The following is an 18,444-nucleotide window of genomic DNA, read 5'->3' as shown; positions in this document are numbered from 1 at the left end:
CTCTCCTGGGGGAAACAGTGAAACGAGCAGCACGTTGGTGCACAGCCGGTTTGGCCGTGCTGACAGTGATGGCCGGTGTGGCAACGCCGGCGACCGCGAAACCCGCGGCGACGGACGCGGTGACGTCGTCCAGACCCGCCGAGGCGGTGCCGAAGGACCAGGACGGCAGGCTGCTGCTGTACGTCGACGGCGTCCCCGCCGCGGCCAAGGCGGCTGTCCGCAAGCTCGGGGGAGAGGTGACGGCCAGCGCGGGCAACCGGATGCAGGTCGCCGTTCCCGCGGACAAGATCGGCGAACTGGCGAAAGTGCCGTCGGTGACCCAGATCCGCCGGCCGGAACGCGCCATCCCGATGGCGATCACGTCCGAGGGCGTCGCAGCGTCCAACGCGCACAACTGGATCGCCGCGGGCAAGAAGGGTGCCGGGGTCAAGGTCGGGATCATCGACGTCGGCTTCACCGGCCTCGCGGACGCCCAGGCCGCGGGTGAGGTGCCGCAGGCCGCCACCAACCTCAGCGGCTGCCGTGACGCGACGAAGTTCGAGCCGCACGGGGTGGCGGTCGCGGAGGTCGTGCACGACATGGCGCCGGACGCGGCGTTGGCACTGGCGTGCATCGACGGTCCGCTCGACCTGCCCGCCGCCGAGGAGTGGTTGCGGCAGCAGGGTGTTCAGGTGATCACGGCGGCGATCGGGTTCCTCACTTCCGGCCGCGGTGACGGCACCGGTGAGTCCGACAGCCCCGCCGACGTCGTGCGGAAGTCGAAGCAGGCCGGCGTGCTGTGGTCCGTGGCGGCGGGCAACCTCGCCGACCACCACTTCGCGGGCAACGCCGTGGACGTGAACGGCGACTCGTGGGTGGAGTTCAGCGGCACCGCGCAGAACAACGGGTTCAACGCCCGGCCGCACCAGAAGATCACGGTGGGCCTGCGCTGGGACGCCTGGGCACGGTCCACAGAGGACCTCGACGTCTACGTGATGAAGGCGCAGCGCCCGCCGACGGGCCTGACCGACCCGGAGATCATGGCGGCGGGCACGACCGGTCAGCGCGACGCGGCGGGCAAACCGACCGAGGAGGTGACGTTCAGCAACGGTGAGGACGCGCGGCCGTACTGGATCTACGTCAAGCGCCACAACGTGCCGGACTCCCGCAGGCTCGACCTGTTCGTGGCGGGTGCGGACAGCGCGTTGCAGTTCACCACGCCCGCCGGCAGCGTCACCGAACCGGCGACCTCGCCCGCCGTGCTGGCGGTCGGTGCGACGCGGCCGAACTCGGGCGAACTCGGGCGAGGCAGCGGCCAGGGCCCGACGGTGGACGGCAGGCAGAAACCGGACCTCGTCGGCTTCACCGAGGTGAGCACGTCGACGCTGACCGCGCAGGGCACCTCGATCGCGGCGGCGCACGTCGCCGGTGCGGCGGCGCTGCTGAAGTCGGCCAACCCGCAGCTCGACGCCGCGCAGCTGGAGAGCGCGCTGCTCGCGAGGACCAGCCCGAAGCGCTCGGACAACCTGTGGGGCAAGGGAACGCTGCACCTCGGGCAGCCCACCGACATCCCGACGGTCACCGGCTCCGGCTACACCCCGCTCGCGATCCCACGGCAGTTGCAGAACCGCACCTACGCGCCACGCGAGGTGTTCACGCTGCCGATGCCGGCGAACATCCCGAACGACACGACCGCCGTGGTGTTCAACGTCGCCGTGCGCACCGCGCCGGAGAGCGGCCCGGACGTGGCAAGCGGGATCGACGTGTTCCCGGAGAACCCTGCCGGTTCCAACAGCAAGGCGACCACGATCAAGGTGTGGCCTGGCAGCGGCTACCGCGACGTGATGGTCGTGGCGAAGGTCGGCGCGGACCGGGCCGTCCGGTTGCGGGCAGGAGCCGGTCACGTCGTGGTCGAGGCCGACATGCTCGGCTACTTCTCACCCGGCAGCGCGTCCGCCTACTTCGCCAAGCCCGTGCCGCAGCGGGTGCTCGACACCAGAGGACCTGGCAAGAGTCCGCTCGGCGAAGGCGAAGTGCGGGAGATCCAGGCACACGGCGTGGCCGGTGTGCCGTCCAACGCGACGGCGGTGCTGGTCAACATCACCGGTCTGGAAGCCACCGGCCACACGGCTCTCGCGGCCTACGCTCGCGACTACGCCGGGACGACGGTGAACTTCGCGGCTGCCGATCGCCTGTCCAACACGTCGATCGTCGCGATCGCCGACGACGGGAAGTTCCGGCTGCGCAACGCAATCGGCACAACCGGCGCGCTGGTCGACGTCGTCGGCTGGTTCGCGCCGGGAGACGGCGGCCGGTTCGTCGCGCTCCCCGAACCGACGCGGATCGTCGACACCGACACCGGAACGGGTGGCCGCACGACCGCCATCGGCCACGGCGAGAACGCGCAGTTCCAGGTGGGCGGCCAGGCGGGCATCGGTTCCACCGCATCGGCCGCCGTGCTCACCGTGAACGCGGCGGAGGACAGCCTCGGTACCGAGGTGTCCCTGAGCGCGTTCGAAGCGCATCGCAGCCCTGTCACGATGATGGGTCTGCGTCAACGGGAGACCATGGCCGCGACGACGTTCAGCCCTCTCGGCGCGAGCGGAAAGGTGTTGCTGCGCAACGAACGCGGCCGCGCCAGGGTGGCAGTGGACGCGGCAGGCTACTTCGTCGGCGGTCCCCGAGTGCCGGACGACGGCGGGTCGCACTGCGTGCAGCCGTTGGGGGAGCAGGGTTTCAACACCGCCTTCGACGGGCGCGTCGAGTCGACGCTGGCCGGATGGCAGACAGCTGGTTCGACCGGTCTCGTCGAACAGGGCTGTGAGCTCGCGACCCGGCCGGGTACGGGCGTCACCTGGTACTCCGCCCACACCTACGGCGGCGACTACACCGTCCGGTTCGACTGGAGAGCGACCGCGGACAACGCGAACTCCGGTGTGTACGTGATGTTCCCGAGCCCGGGCAGCGACCCGGCCGTGCCGGCGAACCGCGGCCTGGAGGTGGACCTCGGGATCAGCGGGGCGGGTGACATCAAGCCGGGACGACCCGCGCAGGGCAGCAACAACAACCCACGCGGGTTCTGGAACCAGATGGACATCACCGTCGCGTGGAACACGGTGACGGTGTGGAGCAACGGCCAGAAGGTCAACGAGTACACCACCAACGACCCGGCCCGGCTCAACGCCAACAGCTTCATCGGGATCCAGGCCGGCTCCGACGGCGAGGTGAACTTCCGCAACGTGCGGATCAAGCGGAACACCCCGGTGACGACCGGCCAGATCAAGGGCGTCAACAACCGCTGCCTCGACCTGTGGGACGGCAACCCGGACGACGGCAGGCTGACGTTGCGCGACTGTGCCCCGATCACCGGCCAGCTGTGGACCACGGCGGGTGATGGCACGATCATCACGGCGGGCCGGTGCATCACGGTCGACCGCGGGCTCACGGCTCACGGCACCTCGGTGCTGCTGTGGACGTGCGGTGCCGGTGAAACCGGTGCGCAGCAATGGGTTCTGCGGCCGGACGGGACGATCGTGAACCCCGCGTCGAACCGCTGCCTGACCCCGGTGTCGGGCGCGCACGGCGCGGCGATCCAGATCCAGGACTGCACCGGCCGGTCCGAACAGGTCTGGCGCACCTCCGAACAGCGCGGCACGATCGGCGCTCTCGTGAACCCGGCCGGAAAGTGCGTGGACGTGATCAACGGTGACCCGCGCAGCAACAACGTGCACGTCTGGGACTGCTGGCGCAATGCGGCCCAGGTCTGGACCGCCCCTGGCGACGGCTCGCTGCGGGCGGCGGGCAAGTGCCTCCTGGCGCACTTCGGCGGAACCGCTGCCGGCACTCCGGTCCTGCTGTGGGACTGTGGACCGAATCCTGGCTCGGGTGCCATGTGGGAGCTCCGGCCGGACGGCACCGTGCTGAACCCCGCGTCCGGCCGTTGTCTCACGGCGGCGTCGAACAACAGGGAGGCGCGGTTCACCCTCCAGGACTGCTCGTCGAGTGCGCTGCAGAACTGGCGGATGAGCGCGCAGCACCTGTGGGGCGGCCAGCTCGTCGGTTTCAGCGCCAAGTGCGTCGACATCACCGACGGCAACCCTGCCACCGGCCGCGTCTGGCTGTGGACCTGCAACTACGGCGAGTTGGGCCAGCACTGGGTAGCCACCGGTGACGGCACCATCCAGTCGAAGGCGCACTGCCTGGACATCGGCAGCACGGCCAACGCGTCGGCCATCGGTGTCGCCGGCTGCACGGCCGGTTTCCGCAGCCAGCAGTGGGCGCCCCGGCCGGACGGGACCATCGTCAACGTGCAGGCCAACCGGTGCGTCGACAACGACTCGGCCGGCACGGCCAACGGCAACAGGATCCAGATCTGGGACTGCCTGGCCAACGGCAACCAGCGGTGGGCGGTGCCGGTCCGAGCTAGCTGACCCCACGGTCCGCGGGCGGGGCGAACTCGTCCCGCCCGCGGAATTGGCGGCGGTTGTCGAGGCCTTGCCAATGACCCCTCGTGCCCGGCCGACGTTGCTGCTACGTTCGTGTGCTCGGATGCCGAGGGGGCGTTGTGTGGCGACGAGTCGTGCTCTTGTCCGTGATGATTTTGCTGGCCAGTGGGGGAATCGCGGCTGCTGACGCCGCACCACCGGCCAAGGTGCTGTCGAACTTCGAGAACTACTGGGGTGTCAGCCTCAACCGGGACTGCGGGTTCTCCCAAGCGTTGCCGAACGCGCCGGGGCAGAGCGTCTGGTTGTTCTGCGACACGGCGTGGACCGACTTCAACGGCGAGCACTTCATCGGCGGCTCCACAGCCGCTGTCGGTCCGTACGTGCCTGGTCAGGTGCCGACTGATCTCGACGAACTGCCGACTCCGCCGGCCGCGCCACGTCCGCACCCTCACTACGGCGGTCCGGCCCCGTTCCTGCCGACACCGACCGGACTGCTGAACCCCGCCGGGCAGCCGTGCACCGCCGACGGCACCCAGTATCCGGCGTCGTGGCTCACCGGGGTCACGGCCCGCCAGGGCATGCTGCTGATCACCTATGGCGACGTGTGCGTGACCAGGACCGCGACACCGTTCCTCGTGCAGCGCTTCGGGATCGCCGAATACGATCCGGCGGCGAACGCGATCCGTGCGCAGACCACCGTGATCTCCCGGCCCGGCGAGCAACTGCGGGCCGCGGAAATCCTCGGGTCTCCCATCATCTCCGGAGGCTACCTGTACCTGTACGGCTCGGAATGCACGGCGACGGCCTGGGGCGTGTGCGCCAGCGGCAGCACCTACACCGCCCGCGTAGCCGCGAACGCGGCGTCGTGGCGTTCCGTGAACGAGTACCGCTGGTACACCGACGGCGGAATGTCACGGGATCCGGCGGACGCGACGAATGTCATGCCCGCCGCACCGTTGGCGTTGTCCGTGCACGAGTTCACCGGTCACGGCCTGAACGCCATCGTGCAGAAGGATCTGGCCGGTGGCTTCGAGGTCTGGCGGGCACCCGGCCCGGCCGGTCCGTGGACCCGTGCCGGCGGGGGAAAGGTCGGCTGTTCCGGCGGCAGTGGCCTCGACCTGTGTCGTGCGCTGACCGGACATCCCGAGCTGTCGACGGACTCCCAGCTGATGATCTCCTACTTCAACCCGGGAAGCGCACACGTCGAGGTGGCCGCGTTCCCGTGGTAGTGGTCAGGAAGAGCCTGACACCTCGTTCGCGTCGGCGCGAGGTTTCTCAGTCACGCCCGGCACGGTGCTGGGCCGGCATCGCAGCTTCACCGTGCCGCTTGACCAGCACGGATGCAGTTTCGGCACGCACAGGGTTCGTACTCGTTGATCAGGCCGGGTGCAGCCGTGCTGCATCAGGTCGTGTGCCCACAGCGTCGACTGGACTGCTTTCCCGCACCGGGCGCCGGGTGGACTGGCGAGTGGACAGCACCGGCTGCACGAGTCGGCGTCGGTCCACCCCGGTGCGGGTGTTGATGAGAGCGATCAGCAGGTCGACCGCTTCGTCGCCCACCCGGTCCGGACGGAGGCTGACTGTGGTGACGGGCGGGGTCGTCGTCGCGTAGTCCGGATCCTCGCTGATGCACGCCACCAGCAGATCCTGCGGTACCCGAAGCCCGTGGTGCCTCGCAGCGGCGAGGATGTTGTGACCGGAGTCGGAGTAGACGCCGATGACGGCGTCGGGTCGTGGATCGTGGTGGAGCAGCCGGCCGACTGCCTCCCGTTCCGCCGTGAAGTAGTCGGGCAGTGAGTCGTACTCCTCGACGAGGGTGGCCATGTCGCGTTCGGCGCACCAGGATGCGTAGGCGCGTCCGATCTGGTGCGGATACGTGTCGTCGTGCAGCGGCAGGGTGAGCCCGATCCGTCGGGCGCCGGCCTCCGTGAGGTGGTCGAGCAGCAGACGCAGGCCCGCGTCGTAGTCGGTGGCCACCCACGCGTCGCCCCAGCGCGGCTGGGGCGGCGGGCCGTCGCTGACGATCGGGATGCCGCGCTCCCGCAGGAGGGAGCACACCGGGTCGTCGGCGCGCGGTGCGACGTGGATGACGCCGTCCATCGGCGCGTTGAGCCACATCCACGGTGACAACGAATTCGGCATCACCATGAGCAGGTAGCCGCGCTCGTGTGCGGCCGCCATCGCGCCCAGCGTCAGTTGTGCGTAGTACGGGATCTCGGTGTACGGGACGGGAAGCTCGCCGTACGTCGTCATGGTCAGGCCGAGCACGCCCGTGCCGCCGCAGGCCACCGCCTGGGCCGTGCTGGCCGGGGCGTAGCCGAGTTCGCGTGCCGCGGCGATCACGCGCTGCCTGGTCGCGTCGGACAGCCGTCCGGTGCCGTTGAGCGCGTTCGACACCGTGGCGGTGGACACCCCGGCCCGTGCGGCCACGGCTCCGAGCGTGGGACGCCGCCAGACACGAGTGTTCTTCATGTCCATCTCAACAGCCCTGTACCGGTTTGTGGTTAAGACGTTAATCACTCAACCTACCGGCGACAGCGGCAGGAACCGCCGCCGGGTCTGGAGTGATCACATGTCAGATGCCCCTCGACACAGCACTGCTGAAGATCCGTAGACGGCTGGTCACGTCAAGAACCTGCGGGGCCTCGCGGCCACTGGGAGGAGTGTGTCAAATGGACGAGAGGGAAGCGGTGGAGACGAGGATTTCTCAGGTGCGGCAACGCACCGTAGCTCCGGTCGTTGCGGCGCGGTGGGCGCTGTGGACGTTTGTCATCGTCAACCTGGTGATCGTCGAGGTCCTTTTTCTCACCGCGGGGACCGGCAAGAACGGGGTGCTCACCGTTGCCAAGTTCTTCGGGCTGCACGCCGCGGTGCTGATGCTGTTCCAGCTGCTGCTGGTGGCCCGGCTGCCGTGGCTCGACCGCCGTATCGGCATGGACCGGTTGACGGTGTGGCACCGGTGGGTCGGCTTCACCTTGCTGTGGACCATCCTCACGCACGCCGTGCTGGTGGTGCTGGGCTACGCGAGGCTCGATGACGCGTCGATGACGAAGACGTTCTTCGCGCTGGCCGGGGTGCCGGCCTCCCTGCTCGGGATGTGCGCCGCGATGATCGTCGTCGTGGTCGCCGCGGTCTCCGCCCGGTATGTGAGGCGGCGGCTGCGGTACGAGACCTGGCACGGTGTGCACCTGTTGCTGTACCTGGCGTTGGGGCTGGCGCTCGTCCACCAGTTGCTGGAGACCACGACCTTCAACTCCTCCGTGCCGGCGAAGGCGTACTGGTGGACCCTGTGGCTGTTCGCGTTCGGCTCCCTGGTCGCGGGCCGGATCGTGATGCCTCTGTGGCGCAACGCCTATCACCGGTTCCAGGTCGCGGAGGTCGTGCACGAGTCGGACGACGTCGTGTCGGTGCACGTCACCGGCCGCCACCTCGACAGGCTGCCCGCCTCGGCCGGCCAGTTCTGCATCTGGCGGTTCCCGGGGCACAACCACTGGTGGCTCGCGAATCCGTTCTCGCTGTCGGCGGCACCCGACGGGCGCACGCTGCGCCTGACCGCCAAGGCGGTCGGCAGCACCAGCGCCGGGCTGAGGTACCTCCCGGTCGGGAGCCGTGCGTTCGTCGAGGGACCGTACGGGGCGTTCACCTCGTTGCACCGAACGCGGCCCGGCGCACTGCTGATCGCCGGAGGAGTGGGGATCACGCCGATCCGGGCCCTGCTGGAGGAGGAACCGGCCGGCGACGTCGTCGTGCTTTACCGGGCGCACAACGAGAACGACGCCGTGCTGCTCGACGAGGTTCGAGCCCTGGTCGCGGACCGCGGCGGACAACTGCACCTGCTCACCGGTCGCACGGGAGAGGGCACGTCGCCGTTCGAGCCGGACCGTCTCCGTGCCCTGGTACCCGACGTGGCCGACCGCGACGTGTACGTCTGCGGCCCGCCCCCGATGACCTCGGCCGTGCTCGATGCGTTGCGCCGCTCGAAGGTTCCCCGCAGGCAGGTGCACTCCGAACGGTTCGGACTGGCCTGACGAGCGGAGACAGGCGATCTTCAGAGGTCGGGCAGCCCCGCCACCAGCCGCCAGATGCCGAGCAATACCAACGAAGTCCGTTTCCGACCGTACACAGGAGACTCGAATGGGATACCGGAAGACCCTGCCCTGGCTCGCTGCCGTGGCCTTCTTCACGACCGCGTGCAGCGGCGCGTCCGGCACCGGCACTGCCCCCGCGGCCGGCTCGTCGTCAGTGTCCGAGGAGCAGAACAAGACGCTCGTCCTGCGCCTGTACTCGGAGGCGTTCAACCAGGGCAAGACCGACGTGGTGAGGGAGCTCGTCGGAGCGGACTACGTGCAGCACGACAAGTCGGTGCCCGGCGGAGCCGACGGACAGGTCAAGCAGTTCCAGGACCTCAAGACGAAGATTCCCGGCGCGGTGGCGACCGTCAAGCGCACGGCCGCCGACCGCGACCTGGTGGCCGTGCACTGGCACGCGTCGGCCACCCCTGCGAACGAGGCGACCGGCGAGGCCAAGATCGACCTGTACCGGGTCGGCAACGGCAAGCTGGTCGAGCACTGGAGCATCACGCAGACCGTGCCGGCGACGACGGCCAGCGGCAACTCCCTGTTCAGCGACCAGTACCGGTACCCGAACGGGACGCCGACCCCGTCGGAGGAGCAGGAGGAGAAGAACCACCAGTTCGCGGTCGAGGCCTACCGCAAGCTCTCCGACGGTGACGCGGCCGTGATCGACACCAGCTGGGATCCGAGGTACTACCAGCACAACCCGGTGGCGGCGAACGGAACGGACCCGCTCAAGCAGTTCATGCAGCAGCAGGGCGTCACCCCGCCCAGCGGCACCCCCAGCGCAACCACCGGAAGCGGCCGCACCCAGTTCGGCCACACCCTCGCCGACGGTGACCTGGTGTGGGTCTCCAGCTCCGACTACGTCGTCGTGGACATCTTCCGCGTGGTCGACGGAAAAATCATTGAGCACTGGGACGTCGTCGCCGACGGCCAGCAGTAGCCCAGGAGGAAAGACCCGTCTGAGCCGCAAGGCTCTGATCATCGTCACCGTCGTGGTTCTCGCCGTGCCGGCCGTCGGTGCCACCGCCGTCATCAACGCCGCAGGACGATCCGGGGACGGTGTCCGCATCGTCGCCCGCCCGCTGCCCGGACACGCGCGGCACCGCCAGTGACAACGAGCTCGAAGCGTGCCATGACGCCGCGGGCGAGGTCGCGCACGCTCCGCAGAACCTCGCCCCCGTCCGGATTCTCCCGTTCACCCAGGCATCCGACCGGGCGAGCGGGAAGCTGCGGGTCGCATGGAGGTGATGGCGTGAGGCTTCGTACTCACCAGCGCGACTGAGCGCGCGTCCGACCAGGCGGTGCGACATGGGTCGCGTGAGCTGCGGCGACGACTTTCGAGCGGCACACGGGTACGTCGCCGCCAAGACGATCCGGGTCGACCGCTGCCAGGCCGCGGTCGGCGCGGCTGCATCCCCGAAGCGGACGGGGGAGCAGGGCGAGTGTGCGAGAAACAGTCCCAGAGCCGGCGATCTCTTGACGGTTCAGCGGCGGAGACCTCATCATCTGGGGCAATTTCCACGGCCTGCGTGAGTGGCGCTCACGGTGAGCGGGCCGGGACGGTGTCCAGGTGGCTGCCTGGTGTCGCGACGACGCGAAGGGGACATCTGTGCACCGCTTTCTTTTGACTCCAATTGTTAACGCTAACATGGCTGTCTGCCGCTCTGGCGCGTTCGAGTCACCACGCTGTTGGTCCCCTGTCTGTGCGGGATCCCGCAGTAGCTGACCTTCAGTGCAGTCTTGTTAACGCTCATCTCAAAATGGTTCGCGGAGGGCTGAATGCGGTCGAATCGTTCGACAATCTGGCGCCGGTCATTAACGGCGATTCTCGGCGTTGCAGCCCTCACGGCGTCATCAATGAGCGTCACGCCCGCCGCCGGTGCGGCCACGACGCTCGACGAAGGACTGGTCGTCCGCTACGACCTCGCCCAGAGTTCCGGCACCACCGTTGTCGACACGTCCGGCAACGGCAGAGACGGCACGCTGAGCGGTGACGCTGTCTGGCAGGGCGGTTCGCTGAGCCTCGGCGGCTCGAACGGTCACGTCCGCCTGCCTGACCACATCATGCGCGGGCTCACGGACATCACCGTGTCCGTCCAGGTGAACGTCGCCGCCGACCAGGGCACCCCCTATTTCGTCTGGGGTCTGGGAAACACGCTGAACGGCGCCGGGAACGGCTACCTGTTCACCACCGGTGACGGGTATCGCACGTCGATCGCCTCCGGCAACTGGTCCACCGAACAAACGGTCTCCACCAACCGCAACCTCGCGCGTGGCAGCTGGCGCACGCTCACGTACACGCTCGCCGGTGGTGTCGCCGTGCTGTACGAGGACGGCATCGAGGTGGCTCGCAAGACCGACGTGACGATCACTCCGGGATCGATCGGCGGCGGCACCACGACCGCCAACTACCTCGGTCGTTCGGTGTACAGCGCGGACAAGTACCTCAAGGGTCAGGTCCGCGACTTCCGCGTCTACGGCCGTGCCGTGACGGCGGCGGAAGCGAACGCACTCGGCGAGCGGACCGCCGCCGGCCGTGCCGCCGCCGACGCCGCCGCGCTCAGTCTCGGTGACACGTCCGCCGTGACCGGGAACCTCACCCTGCCGGCGAAAGCCGCGGGCGGCTCCACGATCACCTGGTCCTCCAGCAACCCGGCCGTGGTGTCGGCGACCGGTGTGGTCACCCGGCCCGCGCCGGGCTCGGGCAACGCGACGGTGACGCTGACCGCGACCGTCAGCTACGCCGGGTTCTCCGCCACCCGCACGTTCACCGTGACGGTGATCGCGGACATCACCGACCGGCAGAAGGTCCGGAACGCCTTGAAGGACATCGTGATCTGGGACCAGGACGCGGTCCGGGGCAACATCACGCTGCCGGCGAAGGGCGCGGGCGATGTCACGTTCACCTGGCGCAGCGACGACAAGCGCGTCGTTACCGCGGACGGTGTGGTGACGCGGCCGCCGTACGGTTCCAAGCCCCGCAAGGCACATCTGAGCGTCCGCGCGACCAAGGGGAAGGCGAGCAGCGTCCGTGACTTCATCCTCACGGTGCTGCCACTGCCCAAACAGGAAGCGCGGGAAGGCTACGCGTTCGCGTACTTCACGGGTGAGGCGACGCAGGACACCGAGCAGGTGCACTTCGCGGTGAGCCGGGGCAACGACCCGTTGCACTGGGACGAGCTCAACGGCGGCCGGCCCGTGCTGAAGTCGCAGTACGGCGAGACCGGGGTGCGTGACCCGTTCATCATCCGCAGCCCGGAAGGCGACAAGTTCTACCTCGTCGCGACCGACCTGCAGATCAACGATGGACGTGGGTGGGGAGCGGCCCAGCAGCACGGCAGCAAGTACCTGGAGATCTGGGAGTCCACCGACCTCGTGACCTGGTCGGAGCAGCGGCACGTGCGCGTCTCGCCCGACACGGCAGGCATGACGTGGGCACCGGAGGCGACCTACGACCCGGCCATCGGCGCCTACGTCGTCTACTGGGCGAGCATCCCGTTCGCGGCCGACGACCCGGACCACAACAACTGGTCGCACGCGCGGATGTACTACTCGACCACCCGCGACTTCCGGACGTTCACCGAGCCGAAGGTCTGGAACGACCCCGGCCAGGGCGTCATCGACGCCACCGTCATCAAGGACGGCGACTACTACTACCGCCTCACGACCGACGAGAAGGTCATCGGCAAGTGCACGCGCGACATCGTGCTCGAGCGTTCGAAGGACCTGCGCGCCGTGGACCTGCCGACCACGAAACCGCGCAACTGGGAACTGGTCGACGACTGCATCCGTACGCCCCTCGGCACGGACTGGGTCGAGGGCCCGACGTTGTTCAAGTCCAACGACGGCAAGAAGTTCTACGCTTTCATGGACGAGACGCCGAACCGCGGCTACATCCCGTTCGTCACTGACTCGCTGGAGAACCCGAACTGGCAGATCCCGGCGGAGTACTCACTGCCGCGCGCCCCGCGGCACGGCACCGTCCTGCCGGTGACCAAGGCCGAGCTCGAGCGGCTGCGCAAGGGCCCGCTGCCGGTGACCGCCAACAGGAACGGCGTCGTCGCCGACTACGACCTCACCGGCGGCTCCGGCACGACGGTCACGGACGGCTCCGGCAAAGCACGCAACGGCGTGCTGCACGGTGACGTCACCCGCTCGTCGGACGGCCTCGCCTTCGGCGGTACCGACGGTTACGTGCACCTGCCGAACAACCTCATGACCGGGCTCGACGCGATCACGGTGTCGGCACGGGTGTGGGTGGATCCCGGCCAGCAGACGCCGTACTTCCTGTTCAACCTCGGCAACAGCACGAACGGCGCGGGTGACGGCTACCTCTTCGCCAGCGGGGACAGTTACCGGGCGGCCATCGCGCCCGGCAACTGGTCGACCGAGCAGAACGCCAACAGCGGGCGCAACCTCGCCCGAGGAACCTGGCACACGTTGACCTACACGCTGGCCGGTGGGACAGGACGCTTGTACGACAACGGGGTCGAGGTGGCCCATGTGGACGGTGTCACGACGAAACCGGGTGATCTGGGCAGCGGCATCACGACGTCGAACTACATCGGCCGCTCCGCCTACGGCGCGGACAAGTACTTCAAGGGCAAGATGAGCCGCTTCACCGTGTGGAACCGCGGTCTCACCACGTCGGAAGTGCTGGAGCTGCCGGGCAACGAGACGGCCGTCACGTCGGTGAGCCTGGACGCGCTGAAGGTTCCGGCGGTCGTCGACAGCCAGGCCGGCACGATCCTCCTGCCCGTGAAACCCGGCACGGACCTGCGTCGCCTGGCACCTCGACTCGAGGTCGCGGAGGACGCGAAGGTGTCGCCCCGCAACGGATCGCGGCAGGACTTCACCAAGCCCGTCACCTACACGGTCACCGGAGCCGACCGGAGCAAGCGCACCTGGACGGTGCGCGCGGCCGTCATGAACAGCCCGGCCCTTCCTGGCTACAACGCGGATCCGAACATCGTCCGGTTCGGCGACACCTACTACATCTACGCCACGACCGACGGCTTCCCAGGCTGGTCGAGCACGTCCTTCAACGCCTGGTCCAGCAAGGATCTCGTGAACTGGACGAAGCACGAGAAGATCCTCGACCTCGGGCCGGGAGTGTCGTGGGCGGACAGCCGGGCCTGGGCACCGACGATCGCGCAGAAGAACGGCAAGTACTACTTCTACTTCTGCGCCGACGCCAAGATCGGCGTGGCGGTGGCCGACTCGCCCACCGGCCCGTTCACCGACGTGCTCGGCAAACCTCTGATCGCGTCGAACCCCAACGGAGGCCAGGCCATCGACCCGGCCGTCTTCACCGACGACAACGGCCAGAGCTACCTGTACTGGGGCAACGGCGAAGCGTACGTGGTGCCGCTGAACGCGGACATGACGTCGTTCGACGCGACGAAGATCAAGCACGTGACCGGGCTGGACGGCTTCCGCGAGGGACTGTTCATGACCAAGCGCGGTGGCACCTACCACCTCACCTGGTCCATCGACGACACCGGCAGCGAGAACTACCGGGTCGGCTACGCCACGGTCACCGGGCCCATGCTCGACGGCCTGGTCAACCGCGGTGTCGTCCTGGAGAAGGACCCGTCACTCGGCATCCTCGGCACCGGGCATCACAGCATCGTCCAAGCGCCGGGAACCGACGACTGGTACATCGCCTACCACCGCTTCGCCATCCCGGGCGGCGACGGCACACACCGTGAGGTGACCATCGACCGCCTCCGGTTCAACGCGGACGGCACCATGGCCAAAGTCGTGCCCACGCTCCAAAGCGTCACCCGCTGACCCGGCAAGCGCACCAGGAAGCCGCACCGTCCGGCCTCCTGGTGCGCTTCGTCATTCGCGTCAACCGGCCAGGGACCTCGCCGATGACCCTGGCCGCCGACCACTTCGCACTCCTCGCGCCGAACTGCTGGATCGCACGCTGATCTGAGCCCGCCCAGATCGGCAGGACCGTCTCGGCGGAGTCGTCCATGAGCATCACCATGCCGCTTGACCTGCATGGATGAGGTTTTCGGCACGCACGTCCCTTTGTCCGACGCCTGTGGAAAATCCGCTCAAGACTTGGCTCAACTGGTACGGCGAACGGGTGAAAGGGCATCATCGGCGTCCTGCCTCAGAAAGGACCCCGTGCGATGTCCGCCGACGCGACCAGCCGCAGCACGTCCGCGACGATCTCGCCCAACATCCTGCGGTACCTCACCGCGGTGACCGACGAGCTCGGCGCCGATCTGCGGCCGGCGCTGGCCCGCGTCGGACTCGACGAGCAGATGTTGCAGTCAGCCGACCTGCGGGTGTCCTACCGCCAGGGCAGCGAGGTCATCCGCTGTGCCCTGCAGCTCACCGGAAGTGACCACCTGGGGCTGCGGGTGGGCGCGCGGCAGCACCCGACCGCGTGGGGCCTGATGGGGTTCGCCCTCATGGCGGCCGGCACGCTGCGCGATGCCGTCGAGACCGGTGTGCGGTTCCAGAACCTGTCCGGCGCGATGGTGGTGTGGTCGGCGGGGCAGGCGGACGCGGGCTTCACGCTGTGGGCCGACCAGCCCGATCCGGCGGTGGACGCGGGCGTCGGCACGTTCCTCGTCCAGGAGGCGTTCGCGAGCGTCGTCACGGTCACCCGGCACGCGCTCGGTGCCGAGTTCTGCCCACGCCACGTGGACTTCCTCTTCGCCGCCCCGCCCGATCCCGCGCCGTACCACGAGCTGTTCGGCTGCCCGGTCCGCTTCTCCGCCGCCCGCAACGGTTTGGCGTTCCCCGCCGCGTGGGTGCGCACCGAGATGCCCGGCCGCGACCCGGTCACCTTCGCGTCGCTCACGACGTTGCTGGACGAACAGCTGGCGTCCCGGCGCACCCGGCAGGACCTGTTGGAGGTGCTGGAGATATCGATCGCGCAGAGCCTTCCGGACGTGCCCACCTTCGCCGAGCAGGCCCGCAGGCACGCTACGGGAGAACGCACGCTACGCCGCCGCATCGCCGAGTGCGGGACGACCTACGAGGCACTCGTCGACGGCGTGCGGCGGGAGCGGGTCGAACTGCTGCTGCGCCGCCCGGACGTGACGCTGACCGACATCGCCCGCCAGGCCGGGTTCTCCGACGTCCGCGCACTGCGACGGGCGATCCGCCGCTGGCACGACATGACCGCGGTCGAACTGCGCGACACGGTGCACCACTCCTGATCACCTGGTGCGGATCCAGACGGTCTTCTCCCTGCTCCACTGGTCGAACGCGGTGGTGGACTTCTCCGCGGCGCCGAACCCCGACTGCTTCCAGCCGCCGAACGGCGTGGTGAGGTCGCCTTCGCTGTAGGAGTTGACGGACACGACCCCCGCGTGGATCCCGCGCGCCAGCCGCCACGCAATGTCGATGTCCCGCGTCCACACCGAGGCGGCGAGGCCGTAGTCGGTGGCGTTGGCGAGGCTGACCGCTTCCTGTTCGGTGGCGAAGGTCTGCACGCTGACCACCGGCCCGAACAGCTCGGTGGTGAGCAGCTCCGTCCCGGCCGGAACGTCGATCAGCACCGTCGGTGGGTAGTAGGAGCCGTTGGGGTGCAGGCCTTCCGGTAGTTCGACGGCGTGCACACGCGCGCCCGCCTTCCATGCGTCCTCGACCGCTCGCGTGACACGGGCAACCGCGGCATGACTGATCAACGGGCCGATCCTGGTGTCCGGATTGGACGGATCGCCGATCACGAGTTCGCGTGCTGCGGCGGTGAACCGCTTTGTCACTTCGTCCGCGATGTCCTGGTGCACCAGGATCCGGGAGCCGGCCGTGCAGTTCTGGCCCGAGGTGAGGAAGGCGGCCTCGATCATGTTGTCGATCAGGTCGTCGAACCCGAGTGCGTCGGGCATCAGCACCTGTGGGCTCTTGCCGCCCATCTCCAGCGACACGCGCTTGAAGTTGGTGAGCGCTGCCGTGGCGAGGACGTGCCGCCCGGTGGCCGTGGAACCCGTGAACGACAACGCGCCGACCACCGGATCCCGTGCGAGCGCGGCGCCGGCGATGTCACCGAGCCCCGGCAGCACCGTCAGCACACCTTGCGGCAACCCCGCTTCTGTGGCGAGCCGCGCCACGTGCAGCACCGAGCGCGGCGTCGGCTCCGCGGGTTTGAGCAGCAGGCAGTTACCGGCGGCGAGCGCGGGACCGATCTTCCACGCGGCCATGGCGAGCGGGTAGTTCCACGGCAGGATCGCGGCTGCCACGCCAACTGGTTCGCGGGTGATCACGCCGAGGTGGCCGGGTCCGGTAGGTGCGACGCGGCCGAACATCTTGTCCGCCGCCTCGGCGAACCAGCGCACCGACTCGATCGCGCCGGGCACGTCGCCGGTGCGGCACTCGGTGATCGGTTTGCCCGCGTCCTCGCTGTCCAGGCGGGCCAGGAGCTCGGCGTCGCGGTGCATCAGGTCGGCCAGCCGCAAGAGGATCGCCGCACGTTCTCTTGGCGGCAGCCGCGACCAGACGCCGCTCTCGTGCGCCTTCGCGGCTTGTCCGGCGGCCTCCGCGACTTCGGCTTCGCCGGCGGCGGGCACGGTGGTGATCAGTTCGCCGGTGGCGGGGTTGCGGACCTCCAGGGTCGTGTTCACACCGCCTCCTCGTACCGGAAGACCGCAGGCACCGGCGCCCTGCCCTCGGTGGGCCACCCCATCTCCTTGGCGAGCTTCCTGACGTACTTCACGTACGCGCCACTGTCGACGTACCCGGTGTGCCGCGGCGAAGCGACGAACTTCAGCCCCGCGGTGAGGTCGGGCCGATCCTCACGGATCATGCGCGCAAACCGTTCCGGTCCATCTTGGACGTACGCGGCGATCAACTGCGCCTGCAGGTCGAAGAGCCGGTAGGCGCCCGAATTCGTCTCGATGAACCCGACGCCGCACAGCCCGTGGTGCTCGCGGGAGAACACCGACAGGTACAGGTCCGGGTGCTGCTCGTCGCCGAAGTACCGTTGGGCCACCGGAACCGCGTGCCGGTAGCCGGTCGCGAACAGGATCAGGTCGAAGTCGTCCGAGGTGCCGTCGGCGAAGTGCACCGTCGTGCCGTCGGTATCCGCGATGCCGGGCTTGGCGGTGATGTCGCCGTGCCGCAGGTGGTGGATCAGCATCGAGTTGATGACCGGGTGCGTCTCGAACAGCCGGTGGTCCGGCGCCGGCAGGCCGAGCCTGGCCGGGTCGCCGTCGAACATCCTCAGCAGCGCGCCGAAGACCTTCTGCTCCAACCACTTCGGCAGGTGTGGCCCGCCGTCGGACAACGTGTCGACCGGGCGGCCGAACAGGTGCTTCGGGATGAACCAGTATCCACGGCGCATGCTGATCACCGCGTGGTCGGCGGTGCGGGCCGCGTCGCAGGCGATGTCGCAGCCCGAGTTGCCCGCGCCCACGACGAGCACGCGCTTGCCGCGCAGTTCGGCGGCGTCGCGGTAACCTGCCGTGTGGCGGACCTCGCCGGTGAAGTTGCCCGGCAGCTGGGGGATGTTGGGGTGCCACTGGGAACCGGTGCACACCACCACCTGCCCGTGCACGGTGCTGCGGCCGTCTGCCCGCGTGACCGTCCAGGTGCTGTCGGCGTTCTTGACGACGTCACGCACCTCCACCCCGAACTCGATGCGCTCGGTCAGCCCGTACGCGTCGGCGAACGACCGCAGGTAGCCCAGCACCTGCCGGTGTGACGGGTAGTCGGGGAAGTGGTCCGGCATCGGCCAGCCGCCGAAGCCCGACCGGGTCTTGCTGGAGATGAAGTGCGCGGAGGAGTACATCGGGCTGCCGGGGTTGTCGATGTCCCAGATGCCGCCGGCCGCGGTGTGCCGTTCGACGTGGGTGTACGGCAGGCCCCGATCGGCCAGTGCGCGGGCCACCGCGAGTCCGGCGGGGCCGGCTCCGATGACGCACGTGTCGGGTTGGATGTCCACGGACGCCGCCTTTCTGCTTCGACTCTGCGACTGA

General features: G+C 68.9%; 10 protein-coding genes. 6 read left to right on the top strand and 4 right to left on the bottom strand.

Annotated elements, in window-relative coordinates; all coding sequences use genetic code 11:
* Nucleotides 1-68: 68 nt before the first annotated feature.
* Together G7043_RS25810 and G7043_RS25805 are read left to right on the top strand one after the other, a co-directional pair.
* A complete protein-coding gene (locus G7043_RS25810; protein WP_166049711.1) occupies nucleotides 69-4,409 on the top strand; it encodes a ricin-type beta-trefoil lectin domain protein in 4,341 nt (1,446 codons plus the stop codon).
* Between the two features lie 155 nt (nucleotides 4,410-4,564).
* Complete coding sequence (locus tag G7043_RS25805) at nucleotides 4,565-5,653, top strand: hypothetical protein (protein ID WP_166049709.1); 1,089 nt, start codon at nucleotides 4,565-4,567, stop codon at nucleotides 5,651-5,653.
* A 148-nt stretch (nucleotides 5,654-5,801) separates the two neighbouring features.
* Here the strand turns inward: G7043_RS25805 and G7043_RS25800 are convergent, their stop codons facing one another.
* Nucleotides 5,802-6,896, bottom strand: coding sequence for a LacI family DNA-binding transcriptional regulator (locus G7043_RS25800; RefSeq protein ID WP_166049707.1), 1,095 nt, complete (start codon nucleotides 6,894-6,896; stop codon nucleotides 5,802-5,804).
* Nucleotides 6,897-7,096: 200 nt separating this feature from the next.
* Here G7043_RS25800 and G7043_RS25795 point away from each other — a divergent pair, with 200 nt between their 5' ends.
* The 3 genes from G7043_RS25795 (at nucleotide 7,097) to G7043_RS25785 (ending at nucleotide 14,296) form a co-directional block, all read left to right on the top strand.
* The gene (locus tag G7043_RS25795) at nucleotides 7,097-8,452 is read left to right on the top strand and encodes a ferredoxin reductase family protein (RefSeq protein ID WP_207311724.1); all 1,356 of its coding nucleotides are present in this window, start codon (nucleotides 7,097-7,099) and stop codon (nucleotides 8,450-8,452) included.
* Between the two features lie 106 nt (nucleotides 8,453-8,558).
* Nucleotides 8,559-9,443 (top strand): nuclear transport factor 2 family protein, encoded by an 885-nt coding sequence (locus G7043_RS25790; protein ID WP_166049705.1) that lies wholly within the window; start codon nucleotides 8,559-8,561, stop codon nucleotides 9,441-9,443.
* Between the two features lie 917 nt (nucleotides 9,444-10,360).
* On the top strand, nucleotides 10,361-14,296 hold the full coding sequence (locus G7043_RS25785; RefSeq protein WP_242642670.1) for a family 43 glycosylhydrolase: 3,936 nt from the start codon (nucleotides 10,361-10,363) through the stop codon (nucleotides 14,294-14,296).
* Here the strand turns inward: G7043_RS25785 and G7043_RS25780 are convergent.
* Nucleotides 14,286-14,486, bottom strand: coding sequence for a hypothetical protein (locus G7043_RS25780; RefSeq protein ID WP_166049701.1), 201 nt, complete (start codon nucleotides 14,484-14,486; stop codon nucleotides 14,286-14,288). The genes G7043_RS25785 and G7043_RS25780 overlap by 11 nt on opposite strands.
* Before the next feature lie 160 nt (nucleotides 14,487-14,646).
* Between G7043_RS25780 and G7043_RS25775 the strand changes: the two genes are divergently transcribed.
* Nucleotides 14,647-15,687 carry an AraC family transcriptional regulator gene (locus tag G7043_RS25775; protein WP_166049699.1) on the top strand — a complete coding sequence of 347 codons (1,041 nt, stop codon included), beginning with the start codon at nucleotides 14,647-14,649 and terminating at the stop codon, nucleotides 15,685-15,687.
* Here the strand turns inward: G7043_RS25775 and G7043_RS25770 are convergent, their stop codons facing one another.
* Both G7043_RS25770 and G7043_RS25765 read right to left on the bottom strand, forming a co-directional pair.
* Nucleotides 15,688-17,091, bottom strand: a complete 1,404-nt coding sequence (locus G7043_RS25770) for an aldehyde dehydrogenase family protein (RefSeq protein WP_166049697.1) — start codon at nucleotides 17,089-17,091, stop codon at nucleotides 15,688-15,690.
* Entirely contained in the window at nucleotides 17,088-18,410 is a 1,323-nt protein-coding gene (locus G7043_RS25765) for a flavin-containing monooxygenase (protein WP_207311723.1), read from the bottom strand. The genes G7043_RS25770 and G7043_RS25765 overlap by 4 nt, the downstream gene beginning before the upstream one ends.
* Nucleotides 18,411-18,444 lie beyond the last annotated feature (34 nt).

Origin of the sequence: Lentzea alba, assembly GCF_011067745.1 — a bacterium.
Taxonomy (GTDB): Bacteria; Actinomycetota; Actinomycetes; order Mycobacteriales; family Pseudonocardiaceae; genus Lentzea; species Lentzea alba.
The sequence above is the reverse complement of the archived record's forward strand: the minus strand, read 5'-3'. Positions and strand labels throughout refer to the sequence as shown.

Excerpts from the sequence above, each read along its gene's own strand:
- G7043_RS25790 (WP_166049705.1), top strand. The coding sequence starts at position 8,559 with ATGGGATACCGGAAGACCCTGCCCTGGCTCGCTGCCGTGGCCTTCTTC.
- G7043_RS25795 (WP_207311724.1), top strand. The coding sequence starts at position 7,097 with ATGGACGAGAGGGAAGCGGTGGAGACGAGGATTTCTCAGGTGCGGCAA.
- G7043_RS25775 (WP_166049699.1), top strand. The coding sequence starts at position 14,647 with ATGTCCGCCGACGCGACCAGCCGCAGCACGTCCGCGACGATCTCGCCC.
- G7043_RS25810 (WP_166049711.1), top strand. The coding sequence starts at position 69 with ATGGCCGGTGTGGCAACGCCGGCGACCGCGAAACCCGCGGCGACGGAC.
- G7043_RS25800 (WP_166049707.1), bottom strand. The coding sequence starts at position 6,896 with ATGAAGAACACTCGTGTCTGGCGGCGTCCCACGCTCGGAGCCGTGGCC.
- G7043_RS25780 (WP_166049701.1), bottom strand. The coding sequence starts at position 14,486 with ATGGACGACTCCGCCGAGACGGTCCTGCCGATCTGGGCGGGCTCAGAT.
- G7043_RS25785 (WP_242642670.1), top strand. The coding sequence starts at position 10,361 with ATGAGCGTCACGCCCGCCGCCGGTGCGGCCACGACGCTCGACGAAGGA.